Annotated in this window: 22 protein-coding genes and 1 pseudogene; 8 read left to right on the top strand and 15 right to left on the bottom strand. The window is 33.8% G+C overall.

Annotation, left to right across the window (positions count from 1 at the left end):
- Nucleotides 1-53 precede the first annotated feature (53 nt).
- Nucleotides 54-1,418 carry an oxygen-independent coproporphyrinogen III oxidase gene (gene hemN / locus ACP7AV_RS07315; RefSeq protein WP_426091383.1) on the top strand — a complete coding sequence of 455 codons (1,365 nt, stop codon included), beginning with the start codon at nt 54-56 and terminating at the stop codon, nt 1,416-1,418.
- Nucleotides 1,419-1,489: 71 nt separating this feature from the next.
- On the opposite strand, the gene ACP7AV_RS07310 is transcribed toward hemN, so the two are convergent.
- From ACP7AV_RS07310 to ACP7AV_RS07275, 8 genes are all read right to left on the bottom strand, one after another.
- Entirely contained in the window at nt 1,490-2,191 is a 702-nt protein-coding gene (locus ACP7AV_RS07310) for a sulfite exporter TauE/SafE family protein (RefSeq protein WP_426091382.1), read from the bottom strand.
- Nucleotides 2,192-2,264: 73 nt separating this feature from the next.
- Nucleotides 2,265-2,717, bottom strand: coding sequence for a FixH family protein (locus tag ACP7AV_RS07305; protein ID WP_426091381.1), 453 nt, complete (start codon nt 2,715-2,717; stop codon nt 2,265-2,267).
- A gap of 38 nt (nt 2,718-2,755) precedes the next feature.
- Complete coding sequence (gene ccoG / locus ACP7AV_RS07300; protein WP_426091380.1) at nt 2,756-4,174, bottom strand: cytochrome c oxidase accessory protein CcoG; 1,419 nt, start codon at nt 4,172-4,174, stop codon at nt 2,756-2,758.
- Nucleotides 4,175-4,250: 76 nt separating this feature from the next.
- Entirely contained in the window at nt 4,251-5,150 is a 900-nt protein-coding gene (locus tag ACP7AV_RS07295) for a cbb3-type cytochrome c oxidase N-terminal domain-containing protein (RefSeq protein ID WP_426091379.1), read from the bottom strand.
- A 27-nt stretch (nt 5,151-5,177) separates the two neighbouring features.
- A complete protein-coding gene (locus ACP7AV_RS07290) occupies nt 5,178-5,348 on the bottom strand; it encodes a CcoQ/FixQ family Cbb3-type cytochrome c oxidase assembly chaperone (protein ID WP_426091378.1) in 171 nt (56 codons plus the stop codon).
- Between the two features lie 5 nt (nt 5,349-5,353).
- Nucleotides 5,354-7,543, bottom strand: a complete 2,190-nt coding sequence (gene ccoN / locus ACP7AV_RS07285) for a cytochrome-c oxidase, cbb3-type subunit I (RefSeq protein ID WP_426091377.1) — start codon at nt 7,541-7,543, stop codon at nt 5,354-5,356.
- A gap of 49 nt (nt 7,544-7,592) precedes the next feature.
- The gene (gene ccoS, locus ACP7AV_RS07280) at nt 7,593-7,784 is read right to left on the bottom strand and encodes a cbb3-type cytochrome oxidase assembly protein CcoS (protein WP_426063891.1); all 192 of its coding nucleotides are present in this window, start codon (nt 7,782-7,784) and stop codon (nt 7,593-7,595) included.
- A gap of 115 nt (nt 7,785-7,899) precedes the next feature.
- Nucleotides 7,900-10,329 (bottom strand): heavy metal translocating P-type ATPase, encoded by a 2,430-nt coding sequence (locus tag ACP7AV_RS07275; RefSeq protein WP_426091376.1) that lies wholly within the window; start codon nt 10,327-10,329, stop codon nt 7,900-7,902.
- 109 nt (nt 10,330-10,438) lie between these two features.
- Here ACP7AV_RS07275 and ACP7AV_RS07270 point away from each other — a divergent pair, with 109 nt between their 5' ends.
- On the top strand, nt 10,439-11,119 hold the full coding sequence (locus tag ACP7AV_RS07270) for a Crp/Fnr family transcriptional regulator (RefSeq protein WP_426091375.1): 681 nt from the start codon (nt 10,439-10,441) through the stop codon (nt 11,117-11,119).
- A gap of 11 nt (nt 11,120-11,130) precedes the next feature.
- Here the strand turns inward: ACP7AV_RS07270 and ACP7AV_RS07265 are convergent, their stop codons facing one another.
- From ACP7AV_RS07265 to def, 4 genes are all read right to left on the bottom strand, one after another.
- Complete coding sequence (locus ACP7AV_RS07265) at nt 11,131-12,579, bottom strand: APC family permease (protein WP_426091374.1); 1,449 nt, start codon at nt 12,577-12,579, stop codon at nt 11,131-11,133.
- 58 nt (nt 12,580-12,637) lie between these two features.
- Nucleotides 12,638-13,411 carry a nucleoside triphosphate pyrophosphohydrolase gene (gene mazG / locus ACP7AV_RS07260; protein WP_426091373.1) on the bottom strand — a complete coding sequence of 258 codons (774 nt, stop codon included), beginning with the start codon at nt 13,409-13,411 and terminating at the stop codon, nt 12,638-12,640.
- Between the two features lie 81 nt (nt 13,412-13,492).
- Nucleotides 13,493-13,981, bottom strand: a complete 489-nt coding sequence (locus ACP7AV_RS07255) for a DUF5606 domain-containing protein (RefSeq protein WP_426091372.1) — start codon at nt 13,979-13,981, stop codon at nt 13,493-13,495.
- An 86-nt stretch (nt 13,982-14,067) separates the two neighbouring features.
- Nucleotides 14,068-14,655: a peptide deformylase gene (def, locus tag ACP7AV_RS07250; RefSeq protein ID WP_426063885.1), complete on the bottom strand. Its 588-nt coding sequence runs from the start codon at nt 14,653-14,655 to the stop codon at nt 14,068-14,070.
- A 194-nt stretch (nt 14,656-14,849) separates the two neighbouring features.
- On the opposite strand from def, the gene ACP7AV_RS07245 reads away from it, so the two are divergent.
- Nucleotides 14,850-17,063, top strand: coding sequence for an FUSC family membrane protein (locus ACP7AV_RS07245; RefSeq protein ID WP_426091371.1), 2,214 nt, complete (start codon nt 14,850-14,852; stop codon nt 17,061-17,063).
- A gap of 65 nt (nt 17,064-17,128) precedes the next feature.
- On the opposite strand, the gene ACP7AV_RS07240 is transcribed toward ACP7AV_RS07245, so the two are convergent.
- Nucleotides 17,129-18,625, bottom strand: a complete 1,497-nt coding sequence (locus tag ACP7AV_RS07240; RefSeq protein ID WP_426091370.1) for a malate:quinone oxidoreductase — start codon at nt 18,623-18,625, stop codon at nt 17,129-17,131.
- A 118-nt stretch (nt 18,626-18,743) separates the two neighbouring features.
- Nucleotides 18,744-19,160 (bottom strand): Holliday junction resolvase RuvX, encoded by a 417-nt coding sequence (gene ruvX / locus ACP7AV_RS07235; RefSeq protein WP_426064034.1) that lies wholly within the window; start codon nt 19,158-19,160, stop codon nt 18,744-18,746.
- Between the two features lie 233 nt (nt 19,161-19,393).
- Here ruvX and ACP7AV_RS07230 point away from each other — a divergent pair, with 233 nt between their 5' ends.
- Both ACP7AV_RS07230 and ACP7AV_RS07225 read left to right on the top strand, forming a co-directional pair.
- Entirely contained in the window at nt 19,394-20,209 is an 816-nt protein-coding gene (locus ACP7AV_RS07230) for a 2,3,4,5-tetrahydropyridine-2,6-dicarboxylate N-succinyltransferase (protein WP_426063882.1), read from the top strand.
- A gap of 21 nt (nt 20,210-20,230) precedes the next feature.
- Complete coding sequence (locus tag ACP7AV_RS07225) at nt 20,231-21,352, top strand: glycosyltransferase family 4 protein (RefSeq protein ID WP_426091369.1); 1,122 nt, start codon at nt 20,231-20,233, stop codon at nt 21,350-21,352.
- On the opposite strand, the gene ACP7AV_RS07220 is transcribed toward ACP7AV_RS07225, so the two are convergent.
- A complete protein-coding gene (locus tag ACP7AV_RS07220) occupies nt 21,347-22,105 on the bottom strand; it encodes a glycosyltransferase family 2 protein (protein ID WP_426091368.1) in 759 nt (252 codons plus the stop codon). The two genes, ACP7AV_RS07225 and ACP7AV_RS07220, sit on opposite strands and share 6 nt — an antisense overlap.
- Nucleotides 22,106-22,344: 239 nt before the next feature.
- Here ACP7AV_RS07220 and ACP7AV_RS07215 point away from each other — a divergent pair, with 239 nt between their 5' ends.
- From ACP7AV_RS07215 to ACP7AV_RS07205, 3 genes and pseudogenes are all read left to right on the top strand, one after another.
- On the top strand, nt 22,345-22,725 hold the full coding sequence (locus tag ACP7AV_RS07215) for a transposase (protein ID WP_426091367.1): 381 nt from the start codon (nt 22,345-22,347) through the stop codon (nt 22,723-22,725).
- Between the two features lie 197 nt (nt 22,726-22,922).
- Complete coding sequence (locus ACP7AV_RS07210; protein ID WP_426091366.1) at nt 22,923-23,207, top strand: IS3 family transposase; 285 nt, start codon at nt 22,923-22,925, stop codon at nt 23,205-23,207.
- A gap of 16 nt (nt 23,208-23,223) precedes the next feature.
- Nucleotides 23,224-23,703 (top strand): annotated as a pseudogene (locus ACP7AV_RS07205) (IS3 family transposase); the annotation flags it as partial.
- Nucleotides 23,704-23,711 lie beyond the last annotated feature (8 nt).

Raw genomic sequence — 23,711 nt, 5'->3', positions numbered from 1 at the left:
TTTTAATATACCAGCAGTCGTTTTACTTTTGAACAACAATAAATGATTTTGCTATGAAAAATTCTTTAATTCAAAAATACAATGTTCCCGGTCCCAGATATACCAGTTATCCAACAGTTCCCTATTGGGATGAAACTGATTTTTCGGATGAAATTTGGTCCGAAACGTTAAAGAAATCATTTATAAAAAGTAATTCTTCCGAAGGCATTAGTTTGTATATCCATTTGCCTTTTTGCGAAAGCTTATGCACTTTTTGTGGATGTAACAAGCGGATTACTAAAAATCATAGCGTTGAGAATCCATACATAGAAGCAGTTTTAAAAGAATGGACATTATATTGTAAAATTCTTGGAGAAAAACCAACAATCAAAGAGATTCATTTAGGTGGTGGAACTCCCACATTTTTTTCCACTAAAAATTTAGAGGACTTAATAAATGGTATTTTTGTTCATGCCAATAAAGCCAAAGATCATGAGTTTAGTTTTGAAGGTCATCCAAATAACACATCGCACGAACATTTGCAGAAGCTTTACGATTTAGGTTTTAGAAGAGTGAGTTTTGGTGTTCAGGATTATTCCGAGAAAGTACAAAAAGCAATCCACCGTTTGCAGCCTTTTCATAACGTCGCAAAAGTTACGTTTTGGGCTAGAGAAATTGGGTATACTTCCATTGGCCATGATATTATTTTTGGCTTGCCATTTCAGGAAATTGAAGATGTTATTGATACCATTGAAAAAACAAAATCATTACAACCCGACCGATTGGCATTTTATAGTTATGCGCACGTTCCTTGGATTAAAGGCAATGGACAACGCGGTTTTATTGATGAGGACATTCCAAAAGATGATAAAAAAAGAATGCTCTATGAAACCGGTAAAAAATTATTATATGAAAACGGATATCATGAAATAGGAATGGATCATTTTGCGTTGAAAACAGATAGTTTATATGAGGCTTTTCAAAATGGGAAATTGCATCGTAATTTCATGGGCTATAGTTCTTCAAAAACACAATTGATGATTGGTTTGGGAGTTTCTTCAATCAGTGACAGTTGGTACAGTTTTGCACAGAATGTAAAAAATTTGGAAGATTATTATCAAATATTAGAATGGAATAAATTACCGGTTTTCAGAGGACATCTATTAACCGATGAAGACCTTATCATCCGAAAACATATTCTGAATTTAATGTGCCAATTTGAAACTTCGTGGGAAAATAAGGAGCGATATTTCAATGAAATTCCAGACGTTATACTTCAGTTAAAAGAAATGGAAAATGATGGATTACTAATCATTAAAGACAATTCCATTGAAGTTACAGAAAAAGGGAAACCTTACGTTCGAAATATTTGCATGGCATTCGATTTACGTTTAAAAAGAAAAGCACCGGAAACCGCATTGTTTTCAATGACAATTTAACGTTTTGCCAATTTTACAACATAAAAAAGCACGCTGATTGGCGTGCTTTTTTATACTTAATTAGTAGAAAATTAGTGACAGTTTGGATCAGCTTGAATAAATAAACTCATATTAGATGGTGAAATATAAGGAATTCCCAATCCCAATCCTCTCAAGATAAATAAGCAACCAATGCACACCGCGACATAAGGAATCACCTTCTGAATTTTATTTCGAATAGGAATTGTGAGATATGAATTGATATATACAACGCTACTCATCATAGGAACGGTTCCTAATCCGAATAAAATCATATACAAAACACCAAGACTTTCACTTTGCATAGCAATGGCGCCAAACAAGGCGACATAAACCATTCCGCAAGGCAAAAAACCATTAAGTAAACCAATAGTAAAAAGGGATTTATAACTCTTGTTTCTAAACTGAATTCCTAAAACCGTTTTGATTTTAGAAATTAGTTTAAAAACAGGTTTTGAAAAATTATATTTAGCAAAAAATTTCTCCGGAGTCAAAACTACGATAATCATTGCCACACCAATGAATATAGATAAGTTTTGTTGTAAGCCGGCCATGAAAAAACCTTTTCCAAGCAGCCCGAAGACAAAGCCTATTGTCGCGTAAGCTGTTAATCTTCCTAAATGATACGTGATAATTTGAGTTGCTTTTTTGGTCTGATTTGTTCTGTCTACGGGCAACATCATAGCAATGGGACCACACATTCCAATACAGTGAAAACTACTTATTAAACCGAAAATAAAGGCAGTGTAAAGCATTTTTTTAGTTTAATGTCATAAAACCAAAAGTCTTAAAGCCAATTGATGAGCTTTCTGACTATTGACTTTGAGACTAATTGATATAAATTGTTTCTTTTGACAAATACGATTTTCCATTATATTGCCATTCCATATTAATGTCCCATCGACCGCCTGCCAAACTTTTTTTAGGTATGAGCAAAGTAGCAGCATCAGATAGTGAAATTGGAATTTCAAAATCTAATTTTTTGTTAGACGGTCTGTAAAGGGACACTTTACCTTTGATGTTTTTTAAATCAAAAACTTTTGGGAATGATATTTCAATTCCGTTTGAAACATTAACTATTGTCGGTTTTTGAGCCAAATCTGCGACGTTTTGCACTCGAGCCATTTCATCACCAAAATGCGCATCATGCTTGTAATATTCTTCTACGACTAACTCATTATCATATTTTGAATCGGATTGCACTGTAAAAACAAAATACAAAATGAAGGTTATAAACAAACCAAAAGCGATTACAATTCCTGTTCCCCAGTTAATTTTCATGATATTATATTTATAGTTTGAACCCTAATGGGATCCTTTTAATCAAAACTTCGCGGACTCAAAAAGTTAGTAGTTGTTGTTTCAATTTTTTCATTCCCGTTATAAACCTCAATTTTCAGTTTTGTTTTGTCACTATCCAATAAAATTTGGTTAATTTCAATAAAAAGTGTACCGCCATTCATTCCTTGTTTTGGTATTTTCATGTCTTGTTTCCCGACCATTTTTAAAGTTCCTTTGACATTTACCAATTTAAAATGAATATCATTAAAATCATTGTTGGTTTTATTGATGATTTTAAAAGTATAAATGTTACTTATATTTTCTCCTTTGTGTTCGAATAACTGACCTGGAAGTCTCAAAATAATGGCCTCTACATCCGAACGTAAAAATAATAATCCAATCAAAATACCTGTCAAAATGAATAAAACGGCTGAATATCCTTTCATTCTAGGTGTAAATTTAAACTTGATATTTTTCTCAATTTCATCTTCAGAAGCATAGCGAATCAGTCCTTTTGGCAATCCAATTCCATCCATAATGGCATCACATTCATCGATGCAGGCCGTACAATTAACACATTCCATTTGTGTTCCGTTACGAATGTCAATTCCGGTTGGACAAACATTTACGCATTGTTTGCAATCAATACAGTCGCCTTTCCCAGAAGCAACTCTATCTTCCTGTTTATTAAATTTGGCCCTACCCACTTCTTTTTCGCCACGAACAAAATCATAGGCTACATTTATCGATTTATCATCTAATAAAACACCTTGTAATCTGCCGTAGGGACAAGCAATGATACAAACTTGTTCTCTAAACCAAGCAAAAATAAAATAAAAAACCCCGGTAAAAATCAATAAGGAAACTAGAGTACTAATATGATTTTCAGGCCCTTCTTCTATCATCAGAAGTAACTTGTCACTACTGATAAGATACGCTAGAAATACATTGGCAATAAAAAAAGAGATGATTAGGAAAATAGTCCATTTAATTGCTTTCTTTCTAATTTTATCCCCATTCCATTCTTGTTTTTCTAAGCGGATTTGAGCACCGCGATCGCCTTCAATCCAATATTCAATCCTGCGGAAAACCATTTCTAAAAAGATGGTTTGTGGGCAAATCCAACCACAAAATATTCGACCAAAGATCACTGTAAAAAGTATTACGAAAACAACTCCAACAATAATAATAAGAACAAAAAGATAAATATCCTGCGGCCAAAAAGGAAATCCAAAAATATTAAATCGTCGCTCCAATATGTTAAACATCATGAACTGATTGCCATTTATCTTTATAAATGGATTGGCAACAAGTACAATAAGTAAAAAATAACTCACCCATTTCCTGTAATCATAAAACTTTCCTGAAGGTTTTTTGGGGAAAATAAATTTTCTGTTTCCTTCTTCATCAATTGTCCCAATGGTATCTCTGAAAGCTTCGTCTGGTAATTTTGACATTTTTTTTTATTTAAAACACAAGTTCAAAATAATCACTAAAATTCTTAAGCTAAATAAAAACGTGTGTTTGTAATTGTTATTTAACCGCAACAGCAACATTTTCTTCTACCCAAACTTCCCCTTCCGCAGCTTTTGCATCTGGCGGATTACTTCCTTTTAAAGAAAGAATGTAGCTGGCTACTTTCTGCATTTCTTTCGGTTTCAATGTTCCTTTCCAAGAAATCATTCCTTTCCCGTCACGCCCACCATTCACCAAAGTATGAAATACATTTTTTATTCCGCCACCCAAAATCCATTTGTCATCGGTTAGGTTTGGTCCAATTTGTCCTCCGGCATCTGCTCTGTGACAAGCTGCACAATTGGTTGTGTAAATTTCTTTACCAGCTGCTAAATCGGCAGGATCTGTTAACAAAGTCACCGTTTTTTCATCCATCATGTCCGGTGCAGTTTTCATGTATTCAGCAATATCAATTTTGGCCTGAGCAACTTCTTTTTTAAGTTCCATCTCCTGATTGTCAGCTCCTAAAACTTCAAATCGAACCATATAAACAATACCAAAAACAATTGACGCATAAAACAAATAGACCCACCATGGTGGCAAATTATTGTCCAGCTCTTTGATTCCGTCATAATCATGATCCAATAACAGCTGGCCTTCGCTTTCTAAAGGTTCAGTTTTAGTTAATCTTTTCATTATTTTTTGATACCACTCGCTATCCTTAAAACTCAAATCATTCACTTCATTTAGCTTACTTTTTTGCTCCTCAGTTAACAACTGATACATTATATTATCTACTGCACTCATCGTAATTTCTATCGCTATCAAAAGGAAAAGAAATACAAATAAAAATACAGAAACCATAGGGAATTTTATAAAAGCGAGACTGTCGCCTGAGTCTATGAAATATTCCATTGCCATAAACACGGCAAAGAAAATAACGGGAACCCTAACATATGCTGGAATTAATTTTTTCATTTTCTAAATTTTAAAAAATTATACTATTTAATTATCTCTCAATGGAATTTGACTTAACTCATTGATTTTTTCTTTCTTATAGGAGAATACCCATAAACCAAGTCCTATGAAAAAGACAAAGAAAATTAATAAAGATAAGATGGGATATATTGTCACACCATCAATTGTTTCTAAATTGTGTTTTACTTGTTCAAACATAACTTTTAATTTTTAGCAGTATTTTTAACTTTTATATCTGTACCAAGTCTTTGCATATAAGCAATCATGGCTACAATTTCTCTTTCGTTCATTGGAACAAATTTTTCTCCTCTGGCTTCCGCTTTTTTCTTGCTTTCATCGTAGCTTTTCACAAAATCAGGATCATTTTTCAAGCTTTCTTCAATTGCAATTGCTTGTTTTCTTAAATCATCTAAACCACTTGCAACTTGAGCTTTAGTATATGGAACACCAAGTGTAACCATTGCCTGCATTTTCTTTTGAGTCAAAGAAATATCCATTGGTTTATTATCAAACAACCATTTATAACCTGGCATAATTGATCCTGCAGATATACTTTGTGGACTCCAGAAGTGGTTAAAATGCCAATTGTCATTGTATTTTGCACCAACTCTCAATAAATCCGGACCAGTACGTTTTGATCCCCAAAGGAAAGGATGATCATATACAAACTCACCCGCTTTCGATTGTGGTCCATATCGTTCTACCTCACTACGGAACGGACGAACAGACTGCGAGTGACACCCTACACAACCTTCACGAATGTATAAATCACGACCTTCTAATTCTAATGGAGAGTACGGTTTTACGCTTGCAATTGTTGGAATATTAGATTTAACCATTATCGTTGGCACAATTTGAATAACGCCTCCAATTAAAATTGCTACAGTTGCTAATATTGTCAATTGAATAGGTTTTCTTTCTAACCAAGGGTGAAATTTTTCTCCTTTTACTCTTCCAGAACTAATTCTTACTAAAGCGGGAGCTTCGGCTAATTCATCTTCAATAGTAGAACCTGCTCTTAAAGTTTGAACAATGTTATAAACTAAAGTTAGCATTCCAATCAAATAAAGAGTTCCACCAATAGCTCTCATCCAGTACATTGGCATAATTTGAGTTACTGTTTCAAGGAAGTTACCATATGTTAAAGTTCCGTCTGGATTAAATTGTTTCCACATAGAAGCTTGTAAAAAACCAGCTACATACATTGGAATTGTATATAATATAACTCCTAAAGTACCAATCCAAAAGTGAAAATTAGCCAATTTTAGTGAGTATAAATTACTTTTGGTCATTCTTGGAATCAGCCAATAAATCATACCGAAAGCCATGAATCCATTCCAAGCTAATGCGCCTACGTGAACGTGAGCAATAATCCAGTCCGTGTAATGTGCAATAGCATTTACATTTTTCAGCGACAACATTGGTCCTTCAAAAGTGGCCATTCCGTAACCCGTAATCGCTACTACAAAGAATTTCAAAACAGGATCTACACGTACTTTATCCCAAACCCCTCTTAAAGTTAAAAGTCCGTTTATCATACCACCCCAAGATGGCGCAAGCAACATTATAGAAAAAGCAACACCTAAATTCTGTGCCCAGTTAGGCAATGCTGAATATAATAAATGGTGTGGTCCTGCCCAGATATAGATAAAAATTAACGACCAAAAGTGAACAATTGATAATCTATAAGAATATACCGGACGATTAGCTGCCTTTGGAACAAAATAATACATTAATCCTAAGAACGGGGTCGTCAAGAAAAATGCCACTGCATTATGACCGTACCACCATTGAACCAAGGCATCTTGAACTCCTGCATAAACAGAATAACTTTTGAATGCTGAAACTGGTAATTCTAAATTGTTAAAAATATGTAAAACTGCTACAGTAACAAATGTTGCCAAATAAAACCAAATCGCAACATATAAATGTCGCTCTCTTCGTTTTATCATGGTTCCAATCATATTGATACCCATTACAACCCAAATTAAAGTAATTGCAATGTCTATTGGCCATTCTAATTCGGCATATTCTTTTGAAGAACTATACCCTAAAGGCAAAGTAATGGCTGCAGCAACTATAATTAATTGCCAACCCCAAAAATGAACATTACTTAAAAAATCACTAAACATTCTCGCTTTCAGTAATCTTTGCAAGGAATAATACATTCCCGCAAAAAAAGCATTACCCACAAAAGCAAAAATAACGGCATTAGTGTGCAAAGGTCTCAATCTACCGTAACTTAACCATGAAATTCCATCGGTCATATTTGGGAAAAGAAACATAAAAGCTAATGTGAGTCCAACTAACATTCCTACCACACCGAAAAGAATAGTGGCGTAAATGAATTTCTTTACAATATTGTTATCGTAATAAAACTGCTGCATTTCCATAAATAAAAAAATTAAATGATTGAAAAATTTAAAAAATTAGTGTTGAATATCATAAAGTCTCCTGACTTTCGATCTTTGGCTTTTCAACTTTTGGCTGTACTAACTCATCGTCAAATAGCATTCTGACCGATGGCGTATAATCGTCATCGTACTGCCCAGTCTTTACTGCTGTTATAAAAGCAATAAAAAACCCAATGGCGACAATGATACTGATGGAGATTAATAAATAAATGACACTCATACCTTAATTTGTGTTTACAAAGTTACTCTGACGTTTTCGAGTAAAATATGACATTTATCATACTTATAACTTTTGTTAAATATATGTGAAAAAAATCAGAAAATTTTTATTTTTTTTACTTTTTATTTGCATAGTAACTACTCATCACCGTTACAAAACTCACTATTGTTATCGTGCTCAATGGCATTATAATAGCCGCTACCAACGGCAACAGATTTCCGGTAATGGCAAATGATAATCCCACTACATTATATAATAAGGATAATGCGAAACTCATTTTGATTGTAATAATGGAATTTTTAGATAATTTCAAGAAATAATTCAGTTTTTGAAATTCGCCAGCATCCAAAATAGCGTCACAAGCTGGCGAAAAAACATTCACATTTTCAGAAATCGAAATTCCAACATTGCTTTGCGCCAAAGCTCCGGCATCATTTAATCCATCACCAACCATCATTACATTTTTGCCATTTTCCTGCAAATTTTTAATGAATTCGAGCTTTTGTTCCGGTTTCTGATTGAAAATCAATTCTGTGCCTTTCGGCAAAAGTTGTTCAAGAGTAGCACGTTCGCCTTCATTGTCACCCGACAAAACCATGATTTGATAATTAGTACTTATGTTCTTAAAAAGCGCCTCCAATCCTTCTCTGTATTGATTATTAAAAACAAATTTTCCATAATAAACTTCATTTATCTTGATGTGAACCGATGTCCTCTCGCCAACCCTCTCCAAAGGCGAGAGCGACGAAAGCGATAATGGCGGAGTACAAAATTCTTCGGAACCAATTTGAATTTTGTGACCAAAAATCTGAGCTAAAATTCCTTTTCCGGTAATTTCTTCAAAAGCATCCACTTTCAACTTTTTGGCGTCATTTACTGCTTTACTTGGTAAAATTGGAATAGGCAAATAATCATACAACATGCGACTCAATGGATGATTTGAAGCTCGTAAAACATTTTTTATTAGCAACAAATTTTCATCGGAAAGAACAGATCCTTCATAGGATATATTCGATTTTTTATTGGTGGTAATCGTTCCCGTTTTATCAAAAACAATAGTATCTACCTTCGCCAATTGTTCGATAACCAAAGCATTTTTAAGATAGAATTTCTGCTTTCCTAAAATTCGCAACACGTTCCCAAAGGTAAATGGAGCCGTCAATGCCAGAGCACAAGGACAAGCAACAATTAGCACTGCGGTAAACACATTGAAAGCGATATTGGCATCTATAAAAATCCAGTAGCCAAACCCCGCAAAAGCAATCAGTAATAAAATAGGTGTAAAATAACGACTGATGCTATCAGTAATCGTTTTGTGTTTTTGCTCTACGTTTTTTTGAAATACATCATTACTCCATAACTGCGTTAAGTAACTTTGGGAAACAGAATGTAAGACTTCCATTTCGATTACTTTCCCTATTTGTTTTCCGCCTGCAAATACTTTATCCCCAGATTGTTTTGTAATAGGAATTGCTTCTCCAGTAACAAAACTATAATCGATTTCTGCTTTTTCCGAAATTAAAATCCCATCAACCGGAATAAGCTCTTGATTTCTAATGAGAAGTCTGTCGCCTTTTTCAACTTCATAGATCGCTACGCTTTCTTCGGAGGCATCCGTATTAATTTTGGTAATTGCTATTGGAAAATAAGATTTAAAATCCCTTTCAAAACTCAAAAAACTATAGGTTTTGATTTGGAACATTTTCCCTAAAAGCATAAAGAAAATCAATCCCGTTAAGCTGTCAAAAAAACCAGATCCGTAATCCATCAAGATATCAAAAGTACTTCGCACAAACATCACAATAATTCCTAAAGCAATAGGAATATCGATGTTGAGCATTTTGGTTTTGATACTTTTATAGGCCGAAACATAATAACCACTAGCCGAATAAAAGAAACTCGGTAAAGCTAAAACAAAAATCAACCAACGGAAAAATCCACGGTATTGATCCAGCCAATATTCTTTCACCTCAAAATATTCCGGAAACGAAAGCAACATGATATTTCCGAAACAAAAGAAAGCAACGCCAAGTTTATACGTTAAACTTCTGTCTACATTATTACTCCCCGTTTCATAGTTTTCTAGACTAATGTAGGGTTCGTAACCAATAGAACTCAATAAATAAACAATCGTTTTAATAGAAACTACTTCCGGATTAAAAGTGATTCGGACTCTCTTTTCAGGGAAGTTCACCTGCGAAGTACTTATTCCTTTTTGAAGACGCTGTAGATTTTCCAAAATCCAAATACACGAGCTACAATGTATATGAGGAATGTTAAGTGAAATAATTGCGGTTGAATTTTCTTGAAATTCCAAAAGTTTGGATACAATACTTTCATTGTCTAAAAAATCATATTTACCATTAATGTCTTGCGGGGTTGCTCCAGGGGATTTTTCAAAATCATAATAACAAGTCAAATCATTGAGACTAAAAATTTCGTACACCGTTTTACAACCGTTGCAACAAAAATTTCTCGCGTCAAAAATAATTTCTTCTTCTTTTATAATATCCAAACCACAATGGAAACAGTTTTGTGTGTCCATAACTTTGCTCATTTTACCTGGAACAAAGGTGATCAATTGAGAACGTTAAAAATATGATATTTGTCATATTAAAGAGTTACTTTTGCATTACAAATAAATCCCAAACAATATGAGCAAATGCGAACAATGTATTGTCAGAGAATTTAGCTCTTTAAAAGCACTTACTAAAGATGAACTAATAAACCTTTCTGACTGTAAAACATCCCATATTATTAAAAAGGGGGAGGTTATATTTGAAGAAGGTGAGAATGTAAATGGTATTTATTGTATAAAAGATGGTATTTGCAAACTGACTAAACTTAGCGCAAATGGTAAAGATCACATTGTAAAATTGGTTACCAAAGGAGAATTACTGGGCCAACGCTCGATGATTAGTGATGAACCGGTAAATTTAAGCGCCATCGCTCTTGAAGATATGCAGGTTTGTTTTATTCCAAAATCAGAAGTGATGGGATATTTTGACAAGAACAATCAGTTTTCTATGAATGTTATGAAAACTATTTGTGGGGATTTAAAAGAAGCTGATGACCATATGGTTAATTTAGCACAGAAAACTGTCAAAGAAAGATTAGCAGAAACACTTCTTTATTTGCACGACACCTTTGGAGAAAATGAGGATAATTCCTTAAAAGTACAACTCTCAAGAGATGAATTAGCCAGTATGATTGGCACTGCCACTGAAAGCTGTATCCGTTTGCTATCTGATTTTAAAAAATTGGGATTAATTGAATTAACAGGAAAAAAAATAGTTTTAAAAAATATCCAGAACCTGAAAAAATTAGCGGATTAATTCAATTTACATTAGTCCTTCTTATTCATTATAAAATAATACACCGGAATTCCCAGCGCCACAATACACAATCCCAACCCTGTATTAAAGGTATCATAAATAAGTAACGTGAGACAAATAGCTGCTGTAACTACAATATAAATGGCCGGTACAACCGGATATCCAAACGCTTTATACGGCCTCTCGGCATTGGGTTCTTTTTTTCTCAGGATAAAAACTCCCAGAATCGTCAGGATGTAAAACAACAATGATGCAAAAGTAGCATAAGTTAACAAATCTCCAAATTTTCCCGAAATACAAAGCACACAAGCCCAAATACATTGTACCCATAATGCTTTGGCCGGAACCTGATTTTTATTTAATTCAGTCGCTTGTTTAAAAAACAATCCGTCTTTTGCCATTGCAAAAAATAATCTTCCTCCCGAAAGAATCAAACCGCTGTTGCAACCAAAAGTGGAAACCATAATTAATGCAGCCATCACAAAAACGCCTACATTCCCCATAATTACACTTGCCGCGGCCGCTCCTACTCTGTCATTGTTGGCAAACATGATTCCGCTACTCAAACTATCAGCAGCATTTGGAGTTCCCGACATTGGCAACAAAGCCAAATAAGCGAGATTTGCCAAAACATAAATAACGGTAACGATTAGAGTTCCAAGAAACAAACTTCGGGGAATATTCTTTTTAGGTTCTTTAATTTCACCTGCAATGAAAGTCACATTATTCCATGCATCACTAGAAAATAACGAGTTAATAATAGTTGCACCGGCGGCGCCCAAAATAGCCATTCCTACTAATTTTGTCACCGTAATTGTTCCGTCAGGATTGACCACTGTTTTACTGGCTTCCCACATGTTTGCAAAATTATTCGATAAAACATCCGTTTGTAAACCAACATACAATCCTAAAATAATCAGCGCAAAAAGGGCAATTAGTTTGGCCGAAGTAAAAATCAACTGAACTGTTTTTCCACTTTCGACACCTTTAGTATTAATGTAAGTAAGCAGAATTATACTAAAAATAGCCAACATTTTTTGGTACGAAAAAACAAATCCAGTACCAACCGTAAAAAGAGTTTGATCTAAAACAGGAAAGAAGATGGCGGCATAATTAGCGAAAGTAACGGCAATGGCAGCAATAACTCCGGTTTGAATCACCGTAAAAACAGTCCAACCGTAAAGGAAAGAAACTAATCTTCCGTAAGCGCGTTGTATATAAACGAATTGACCTCCCGCGTTGGGCATCATTCCTGCTAATTCTCCATAACTCAATGCCGCGGCAACAGTGATTAATCCCGTTACCAACCAGATTACCAATAGCCAGGCAGCAGATCCAATATCTCTCGCCATGGCTGATGTTACAATGAAAATTCCAGATCCTATCATGGAACCGGCAACTAAACTCGTGGCATCTATTAATCCTAAAGAACGTTTTAACTCGGTTTTATTTTCTGACATTGGTAATTTAATTATTTAAAAAAGAACCCAAATCCCGAAGTATCGGGACTAAATATTACTACAACTTCTTCGCTTCTTCCCAAAAAATATCCATCTCAGCAAGTGTCATGTCCATTAATGGTTTTCCTAATTCACCCGCTTTACTTTCTAAATATTGAAAGCGTTTGATGAATTTTTTATTAGTACGTTCCAAAGCATCTTCAGGATTTACATTCAGAAATCGAGCATAGTTGATCATCGAAAATAAAACATCTCCAAATTCGGCTTCAATTTTATCCTGATCACCCGCTTTTACCTCAACTTGTAATTCTTCCAGTTCTTCTTGAACCTTATCCCAAACCTGATGCGATTCCTCCCAGTCAAATCCAACTCCTTTTACTTTATCCTGAATTCTGCTTGCTTTTACTAATGCAGGTAAACTTTTAGGGACACCTTCGAGAACGGACTTTTTGCCTTCTTTAAGTTTGAGTATTTCCCAGTTTTGTTTCACTTCTTCCTCATCTTTCACCACCACATCGCTATAAATATGCGGATGACGATGAATTAGCTTTTCACAAATTTCGTTGCACACATCTGCTATGTCAAAATCGTTCGTCTCGCTTCCTATTTTGGCATAAAAAACAATATGCAATAATAAATCCCCTAATTCTTTTTTGACTTCGATTAAATCGTTATCTAAAATGGCATCTCCTAATTCGTAGGTTTCTTCAATGGTAAGATGACGCAGCGTTTGCATGGTTTGCTTTTTGTCCCAAGGACATTTTTCGCGCAAATCATCCATAATGTCTAATAATCTTTCGAACGCTTGCAATTGGTTTTGTCTTGAATTCATCAGAAATTGTTTTTGGTAAAAATAAAAAAATCCTGTTCAGAAAAATAGCTGAACAGGATTAAATATTATTGTAGTGAAAAATTATTCTTTTTTAGATTTTACTTTTTTAGCAGAAGCTTTTACTTCAGCTTCAGGAGTTTCTTCTGCAACGGCAGCAACCTCTTCTGTCACTGCAGCAGCCGGAGCTTCATCAGTAACTAATCCTTTTACTTGAAGCATATTATACCAGTTTAACACTTTTTTGATATCAGAAGGATACACTCTTTCTTCATCATAATCTGGTAAAATTTCCTTAAAATAAGCGATTAATGCAGCATTGTCTTCTTTATGAGATATTGCGACACCTTTATTTTCTTTGTCAGCAATTTTTTGCATGATTTCAGCTAATGGTTTTTCGCCTTCATAAGTATAAATTGAAATTTCAGACAATAAACTCACATTACTTTTCAAGTTTACTGTGATTTTTTTTCCGTCTGCCAGTGATTCCGCTACAAAGCCAGTTCTTGTTTGCACTTTTAATACATATAAACCCGGTTTCCCAGAAATGGCTAATATTTTTTCTAAATTCATGTTTTGTGTAATTATTATTAAGAATTTGACTTATTTAATTTTTATTTAAAACCAAAAACCATACCAAGCAAAGCTATAAATTTGCTCTACCTTCCCTTTTTGGCAAAAAATTTCATTCGATAATCTTGAAATGTTTTTCCTTCTAAGATGTTTTTAAGTTTCTTTTGAATCAATCGTTTTTTTAATGAGGATATTTTATCGGTGAATAAAATTCCTTCAATATGATCGTATTCATGTTGAATCACTCTCGCAATTAATCCTTCAAAAACTTCCGTTTTCATTACAAAATCCTCTTCGCAATATTCAATTGTTATCGTTGGATTTCTGTACACATCCTCTCTAACATCTGGAATACTTAAACAGCCTTCATTAAAACTCCACTCTTCACCTTCTTCTTTTATCATTTTTGCATTGATAAACGTTTTTTTGAATCCTTTTAATTCTTTTTGTTCCGCATCTTCTAATTCTTCGTCATCGCTAAAAGGAGTCGTGTCAATCACAAATAATCGAAGTGCTAATCCTACTTGTGGCGCAGCAAGTCCAACACCATAGGCATTATACATTGTCTCGTACATGTTAACAATCGTTTCTTTCAAATTTGGATCTTCCGGTGAAAGAACTTCTCCTGTTTTTCTTAAAACTGGATCGCCATATCCTATAATTGGTAAAATCATTCGTGTTGTATTAAGTATTGTCTACTGAAATTGGAGTATGTTTCCTTTTCATTCAGTTTGCAAAAATAGTAAAAAAATAGACAATGAATAATCTGCCGTTAAATATTAGCTAATATTTACAATTTAAAACAAATCAGCTGCTTTTATTGTTTGTAATATTCATACAAATTTTACCTTTGCGCCAATACAATGATATGATTTACAAAATCCGAAAATTTACCGACAGCACTCATTTTACCAATGCTATAAAAGTTACTATAGCGGCAGTCATTCCCGTTGTGATATTTTCGTTTTTGGGTAAATTTGAAATGGGTTTCGCAATGGCTCTCGGTGCTTTTTTTACGTTTCCCAGCGATATTCCAAGCAGTCTTAAACATAAAATTTACGGTATTCTTGTAACGGCGTTTCTGGTTGCAGGCACCAATTTGATTGTTAATATTGTGTACCCCTTTTCTTGGATTTTCTATCCTTTTTTAGCGGTATTAATTTTCCTAATATCGATGCTTTCAGTTTATGGTCAAAGAGCTACTATGGTTTCTTTCTCTGGCCTCATTGCCGTTTCATTAGCATTTGCAACCCTCAATTCCGGCTGGGCAATGGTGCTACATTCCGGATTAATACTTGCCGGCGGCTTATTCTATCTGTTGATTTCGCTTATTTTTCATGTCATCAGACCGCACCGTTATATCGAATTACAAATTGCAGAATGCATTAAACTTACTGCAAAATATTTGAAACTACGAGGCGATTTATGGACTTTGAATGCTAATAAAAAATCCATCATTGAAAAACAATTGCACTTACAGGTTGAACTCAATACCATTCACCAAAACTTAAGAGAAGTGTTGATTAGCAGCCACACGACTTCAGGTTCTTCTCATCAAAATCGCAAAATGCTGCTGGTTTTTATTTCTTTGGTAGAAATTCTTGAACTGGCATTATCCACAGCATTCGATCATGATAAATTGCATCAAAAATTCGATGATCACCCTACCGTTTTACTTACCTATCAACGTTTAGCTTACAATTTGGCAGCTAGTCTGAAGCAATTATCCAAAAGTGTCAAAAAACATACTAAATACATTTCGAAACACACTTTATCGAGTGATTTAAATTCCTTACAACTTGCCATTGCCGAGTATGAAAATGATTTGGAGAAAAATACTGCGTCCGAAGGGGTTTTTATGTTAACAACGATGCTCCAATATGCTGAAAAACAGGTCGAAAAAATAAAAATCGTCGAACGTGCTTTTACCCTTGATTTTAATTCTCAGGATTTGAAAGGAATCGACAAGGATTTAGAAAAATTCCTGACGCCTCAATATTATCCGTTAAGCACGCTGACCCAAAACCTGAGTTTCTCCTCTACTATTTTCAGACATTCACTACGATTAACCATAATATTAATGCTTGGATTTATTATTGGAAAATTTCTTCCGTTCCACAATGTATATTGGATTTTACTGACCATAATTGTAATCATGAGACCTGGTTATGGCTTGACGAAAGAACGTTCTTTTCACCGAATAATTGGTACGGTGATAGGCGGATTAATTGCTTTTGGAATTCTTTTCATCGTAAAAGATAACATTGTTATCAGCATTCTTTCGATTCTTTGTATACTGTTGGGATTTTCTTTTACCCAAATAAATTATAAAGTAAGTGCCATTTTTGTCACCATGTATGTCGTTTTTATTTATGGATTAATGACGCCTAACATTGGTGATTTAGTTCAATATCGAATACTTGATACAGTTGTTGGCGCCGCTTTAGCTTTTTTGGCAAATCATTTTTTATGGCCTTCCTGGGAGTTTTTAAATATTCCAGTCTACTTAGAAAAATCGATTAAGGCAAACCAAGATTATTTAAAAGAGATTTCTATCTTTTACAATAAAAAGGGAAACATTTCTACTTCATATCGTTTGGCTCGGAAAAATGCTTTTATTGAAATTGGAAATCTTATGGCTTCGTTTCAAAGAATGGTTCAAGAACCTAAATCGAAGCAAAAACAATTGCCACAAGTGTATAAACTGGCCGTTTTAAACCATTCGTTACTGTCCTCGTTAGCTTCTTTGGGCACTTACATCCAATCTCACAAAACTACAACGGCTTCAGAAGCGTTTAATGTCGTGGTAGATACTGCCATTAAAAACTTGCATAATGCGATTGCAGTCCTCAAAGAAAACAATTTAGAACTCAAAGTAAACCTTCCGCAAGAAGATTTAGCGATGCGATTTACTGAGTTGAAGAACATCCGGGAAAAAGAATTAAAAGAAGGAATTTCTATCGATGAAGATGCGTTTAAACTGAAAATGCAGGAAGCGCAATTAGTAATTGAACAATTAATTTGGTTGACTAATTTATCCGAAAATATATTAAAAACGATAAAAATACTGAAAGATTCGTAAAGAAAAAGGCGCTAAAATTAGATACAATCTAAAATTCAGCGCCTTTTATTTATTTTTATTAAATTTTAATTGTTCAGTTTTAAAACAGTAGCAGTTTCTTGTCTGACTTTCGATAATAAATCAGGATTATCGTTTAATTTCTGGCCAAAAGAAGGAATTATCGTTTTTAATTTTTCCTGCCATTCCGGCGTTTCAAATTGATCCTTAAAACACCTTCCGATCAAATCAACCATAATAGAAACAGCTGTTGAAGCACCCGGAGAGGCACCTAACAAAACAGATAACGTACCATCGGCAGTAGTGATTACTTCGGTACCAAATTCCAGAATTCCACCACCTTTTTCATCTTTTTTTATCACTTGAACACGTTGCCCGGCTCGTTCTAAAACCCAGTCTTTGGATTTCGCACCTGGCACATATTCTTTTAATGCATTAATTCTGTCTTTAGGAGACTGACGCACTTGCTGAATTAAATATCTAGTAAGTGGTATATTCTTAATACCTGCGGCAACCATAGGAATAATATTATCCGTTTTTATGGATAAAGGCAAATCAGAATAAGAGCCGTTTTTTAAAAATCGAGTCGAAAAACCAGCAAAAGGTCCAAACAGTAATGCTTTCTCGCCATTTATCATTCGGGAATCAATATGCGGAACTGACATTGGCGGCGCATCAACACTAGCTTTACCATATACTTTTGCCTGATGTTTTGCAATCACTTCCGCATTAGTACATTTCAACCATTGTCCACTGACTGGGAAACCGCCATATCCTTTTCCTTCTAGAACATTTGCTTTCTCTAACAGCGGCAATGAACCGCCACCAGCACCAATAAAAACAAACTTAGTGTACGCTTTTTTTGTTTGGCCTGTAGCCAAGTCAGTAATTTTTATTCTCCAGGACTTATCTTCTCTTTGTTTTAATTTTTGAACTTCATGGTTAAAATGAATCGTAACACCTTCTAATTTTGTCAAATAACCAAAAATACTGCGGGTTAACTCTCCAAAATTCACATCGGTACCAATTGCCATTGACGTAGCGGCAACTTTGTCTGACTCCTTTCTGCCTTCCATAACCAGAGGCATCCATTTTTTCAACTCATCAAAATCATTGCTAAAAATCATATCCTTAAATAAAGGATTCAAATGCAAAGCCTCAAATCTTGTTTTTAGGTATGCTACATTTTTTTCACCCCAAACAAAACTCAGGTGTGGAATGCTTTTTATGAAATTCTCAGGAGACGAAACTTTATTTTCTTGAACGAGATACGCCCAAAACTGTCGGGAAATCTCAAAAGATTCTGCGATACTGATTGCTTTTTTTGGATTGATGCTACCATCTTCATCTTCAGGAGTATAATTGAGCTCGCAAAAAGCAGAATGTCCAGTTCCTGCATTATTCCAAGCGTCAGAACTTTCGGCAGCAGCAATATCTAATCGCTCATAAATTTCAATTTTTATGTCAGGCTGCAACTCTTTTAGGATTAAACCAAGAGTGGCGCTCATAATTCCAGCTCCTATAAGAACTACTTCACTATTTGTACGTATGGTTTTATCAGGCATAACTACATTTTAAAGTGCAAAGATAAATTATATAAGTGCAAAAAAAAGCATAAATTTTGCCTCAGAAGTTACCTTTATTACTCTCTTTTAGTAAAAATACTACTTTTTTACATTGGTTTTAAAATCTTTTTCGTGTCAAATAGTCCTGAAGCATTATCGTTGCCGAAATTTCGTCAATCAGTGCTTTGTTAAGGCGTTGTTTCTTGCTCATTCCGCTATCAATCATCGATTGGAACGCCATTTTTGAAGTAAAGCGTTCATCAACCCGAATAACTTTCATCTCCGGAAAATGATTTGTAAAATGCGTTACAAAACCTTTTATAATAGCAGCGCTTTCTGAGGGCTCCCCATTCATTTGTTTGGGCTCACCAATAAGGACAGCTTCAACTTTCTCTTTGGAAAAATAGTCCTTCAAGAAAGCAATTGCAGTTGCTGATGGAATGGTTGTCAATCCTGAAGCTATAATTTGCATTTCATCGGTAACCGCTATTCCGGTTCGTTTTTGTCCGTAATCTATGGCGAGAATTCTTGGCATTTCAATTTTTTTCAAAGGTAACTATTTTAATATCTTAATTCTTAGCAGTAACAGAAATGTAACTTCGCTATCATTTTTTTTAAAAATTTATTTGTTCCCCATTAAAATATAAAGAACAATTATCATTTTAAATTAAATATTAAAACAAGAAGTTAAATCTGTAACATTTTCTAATCATTTTGCTTTTTTGCTTTTGGCTAAAAATCCTATCTTTGTCAAAAATTATTAAAAAAATGAATCCATTACAACCGATTATAGAACAAGCTTGGGAAAACCGCGCTTTGTTACAAGAAACAACAACTACTGACGCGATCAGAGAAGTTATCGAATTATTAGACACCGGAAAACTACGCGTAGCTGAACCAAAAGGCGACACTTGGCAAGTAAACGAATGGGTTAAGAAAGCCGTGGTTATGTACTTCCCAATTCAAAAAATGGAAACATGGGAATCAGGAATTTTTGAATACCATGACAAAATGTTATTAAAAAGAGGCTATGCTGAAAAAGGAATTCGTGTGGTTCCCAATGCAGTAGCACGTTACGGCGCTTACATTTCAAGTGGGGTTATTTTGATGCCTAGTTATGTAAATATTGGTGCGTATGTTGACGAAGGAACAATGGTAGACACTTGGGCAACCGTGGGTAGTTGTGCTCAAATTGGTAAAAACGTACACTTAAGTGGTGGTGTTGGTATTGGTGGTGTTCTTGAACCTTTGCAAGCGGCTCCGGTAATCATTGAAGATGGTGCATTTATTGGTTCACGTTGTATCGTAGTTGAAGGAGTTCATGTTGGGAAAGAAGCCGTTCTTGGTGCCAATGTTTGTTTGACTGCATCTACAAAAATTATTGATGTTACAGGTGAAACTCCTATTGAAATGAAAGGTTTTGTTCCTGCTCGTTCGGTAGTAATTCCAGGAAGTTATACAAAAACGTTTCCAGCAGGAGATTTTCAGGTGCCTTGTGCTTTAATCATTGGAACACGCAAGCCTTCAACAGATTTGAAAACTTCATTGAATAACGCTTTACGTGAATATGACGTAGCGGTATAACAATTAATAACACATTAAAAAATGAATATTGGCTTTGAAGCGAAAAGAGTTTTTCATAACAGAACAGGACTTGGCAACTATAGTCGGGATTTAATACGCTTACTCAGCCAATATTCTCCTGAAAATAATTATTTCTTATACAATCCTAAGTCTTCAGCTTCAAAACTATTTGAAGTTAATGACAATAACGTTTTTGAAAAAAAACCATCATCTTCTTTTTACACTACATTTTATAATTTATGGAGACAAAAAGGAGTTACAGAAGATTTAGTAAAAGATAAAATCAATATTTTTCATGGTTTATCAGGAGAAATACCCCTAGGATTGCGTGCAAATAAAATAAAAAGTGTGGTTACCATTCACGATTTAATTTTTGTGAGGTACCCTCATCTTTATTCTTTCTTTGAAAGAAAAATTCATTTTTATAAATTCAAAAAAGCGGCTCAACAATCAGATATGGTTATAGCAATTAGTGAACAAACCAAAAATGACATCGTTGAATTTTTAAAAATTGATACTTCAAAAATAAAAGTTATTTACCAAGGTTGTCACGCTGTTTTCAAAAAGGACTTTTCTGACAACGAATACAAAGAAGTTATTACTAAATTTAATTTACCCAAAGAATTCATACTTAACGTAGGAACAATTGAGACTAGAAAAAACATTCTCTTAGCTGTAAAAGCAATAAAAAACTTAGATACTTATTTAGTTATAGTTGGTAAAGAAACCGCTTACACAAACGAAATTACAAACTATATCTCAGAGCATCATTTAGAAAATAAAGTCTTATTTCTAAAAGAATTAAGCCTTCAGGAATTGGCCATACTATACAAATTAGCTAAAGTTTTTGTTTATCCATCCTTATATGAAGGATTTGGAATTCCTATTATTGAAGCATTATATTCTAAAACTCCTGTAATAACAACACTTGGCGGTGTTTTTCTGGAAGCTGGAGGACCCGATTCTATTTATGTGAATCCAACGAGCATTAATGAAATGGAAAACGCCATTTTGAAATTACTGCAAAACGATGATTTACGCGAAGAAATCACCCAAAAAGGCTGGAAATATGTTCAAAAATTTAACGATGAAGTTGTAGTAAAGCAGTTAATTACTTCTTACAATAATCTTGTAAAATTATAATTTTTTCTTACTTAATTTATGTAGTTGTATAAGGTTTGCATATTTAATATAGGAAAAATATGCCTGAGTTAAAGAAATCGTTAACCCATCGATTCCATTAAAAATACCTTTTTTGAAAAAATAACATCTAATAAAAGATGTCAAACCATTTACTAATGGCTTAATCGAACTTACCTTTTTACCCTGATCAAATAATTGCTGTGCATTCCAATCTGCATATTGATTTTTTTTGGCAATAATTTGAAAAAAAGAATGACTGCCATAATGAAGAATATGGGTTTTTAGTTTTTTAGCGTTTGTAGAAATAATTTTTTGATGCACTTTATCACTAGATGGATGTGCTGATTTTTTATTAAAGAAACGTATTTTATGATCAGGATACCATCCTGCAAAATCAATTATTTTATCCTGAAGAAAATTTTTAACTCTAAAACTAAATGCATCATACTCTGTATTCAGATATCTTTTTTCTATAATAAAACCAACTGAATCTTGATCTAAAAATTCATCAGCATCAAGGTTTAATATCCAGTCATTTTTACAATATGGCAGACCAAATGACCGTTGAGGACCATCTCCCAAAAAATTTTTCTGAATTACTAAAGCACCCTTATTTTTTGCTATTTGAACAGTTGCATCTGTACTGAATGAATCCACAATTATAACCTCGTCACAAACTTTAAAAAGCGCATCGATACACGCTCCAATTATTTTCTCTTCATTAAATGTTATAATCAAACCACTAATTCCCATAATAAACCTATTAAAATTATACGTTACAAATGTATAACATTATGAAGTATACGTTAAGATCAAAAAAAAATAAATTGAAAATAGTAATCAAAAAATGAATAAATTTACAAAAAATAAAAAATCTCGTTTTGCTAACAAAAAAACACAATTTTTTAATTAAACTATTTAAAAAATAAATAAAAATCCATTGTTAAAATAGACTGCCCCCAAAAAGTTAGACACTATTTGGGGGTATTTTTATGGAAAGAAAAGTCAAGTATGACTATGCGTTTAAGCTTGAATGCGTAAAATTAGTATTAGAAAAACATTATTCTTGTAATTATGTTTCTAGTCAAAAAGGTCTAAACGAATCTAACATTCGTAAATGGGTTGGATTTTACAGGCAGTACGGTACCATTGGTTTGCTTCCAAGAAAGAACCAAAGTTACTCGGTAAGTTTTAAATTGAAAGTACTAAAAGCAATTAATAAGGATTTATTATCCCTGAGAGATTCATGCTTAAAATTTAACATCCCAGACGCGGCTATTATTGTCAAGTGGAAGAAAGATTTTGCTAATTTTGGTTTAAAAGCCTTACATCCAAAAACCAAAGGCAGACCAAAATCTATGAATGATAACTAACGTAAAAAGCGAAAATCAGATAAACCGCTAACAAGAGAAGAAGAACTTCTTTTAGAGATTGAAGCATTACGTTGTGAGAACGATTTGCTAAAAAAGTTACAAGCCTTAATTCAAGCAGAAGAGAAAGCCAGAAAGCGCAAGCCATAATGGAATTAAGGCATAAGTTTGATTTGAATTTACTTTTAAATCAAACCAATATGGTACGAAGTAACTTTTATTATCATCAAAAAAAGAATAAATCAGCTGTTAAATATCAAGTGATAAAAGAGTTGATTACATCCATTTACAACCAGCATAAAGGCCGCTACGGATACAAGAGGATAACAGATGAATTAAACAATAAAGGAATAGTTATCAACCATAAAACCGTTTTAAGACTAATGAAACTATTAGGGCTAAAAAGTTTAATCAGAGTAAAAAAATACAAATCATATAAAGGGGAACAAGGTAAAATAGCTCCAAACCTTAAAGAGGAATTTTAAAGCTGAAGCTCCAAATCAAAAATGGGCAACCGATATAACCGAATTTAATATCTCTGGAAAGAAACTGTATTTATCGTCTATTATTGACTTATTTAATCAAGAAATAATTAGTTATGAACTTACGGAAAGGCCCGTTTTTAATCAAGTAGTTATGATGCTCGAAAAAGCATTTAAAAAAATACCCAACGACACTAATCTGACCTTACACTCAGATCAAGGCTGGCAATATCAAATGAAACGATACCAGTATTTGTTAAAAGAAAAAGGAATTAAACAAAGTATGTCCAGTAAAGGAAACTGTCTGGATAATGCCATTATAGAAAACTTCTTCGGTGTACTGAAATCAGAACTGTTTTACATACAAAAATTTGCAAGTTTAGATCAACTAAAGCGGGAAATTAAAAAATATATAAACTATTACAATAACGATAGAATTAAGTCAAATTTAAAAAAAATGAGCCCGATACAATATCGAGCTCACTATTATCAAAATTAATTATAAAT

The sequence above is a fragment of the Flavobacterium sp. DSR3-2 genome, from assembly GCF_049896525.1.
GTDB lineage: Bacteria > Bacteroidota > Bacteroidia > Flavobacteriales > Flavobacteriaceae > Flavobacterium.
Note: the sequence above shows the minus strand (reverse complement) of the source record. Positions and strands in the feature narration are given on the sequence as shown.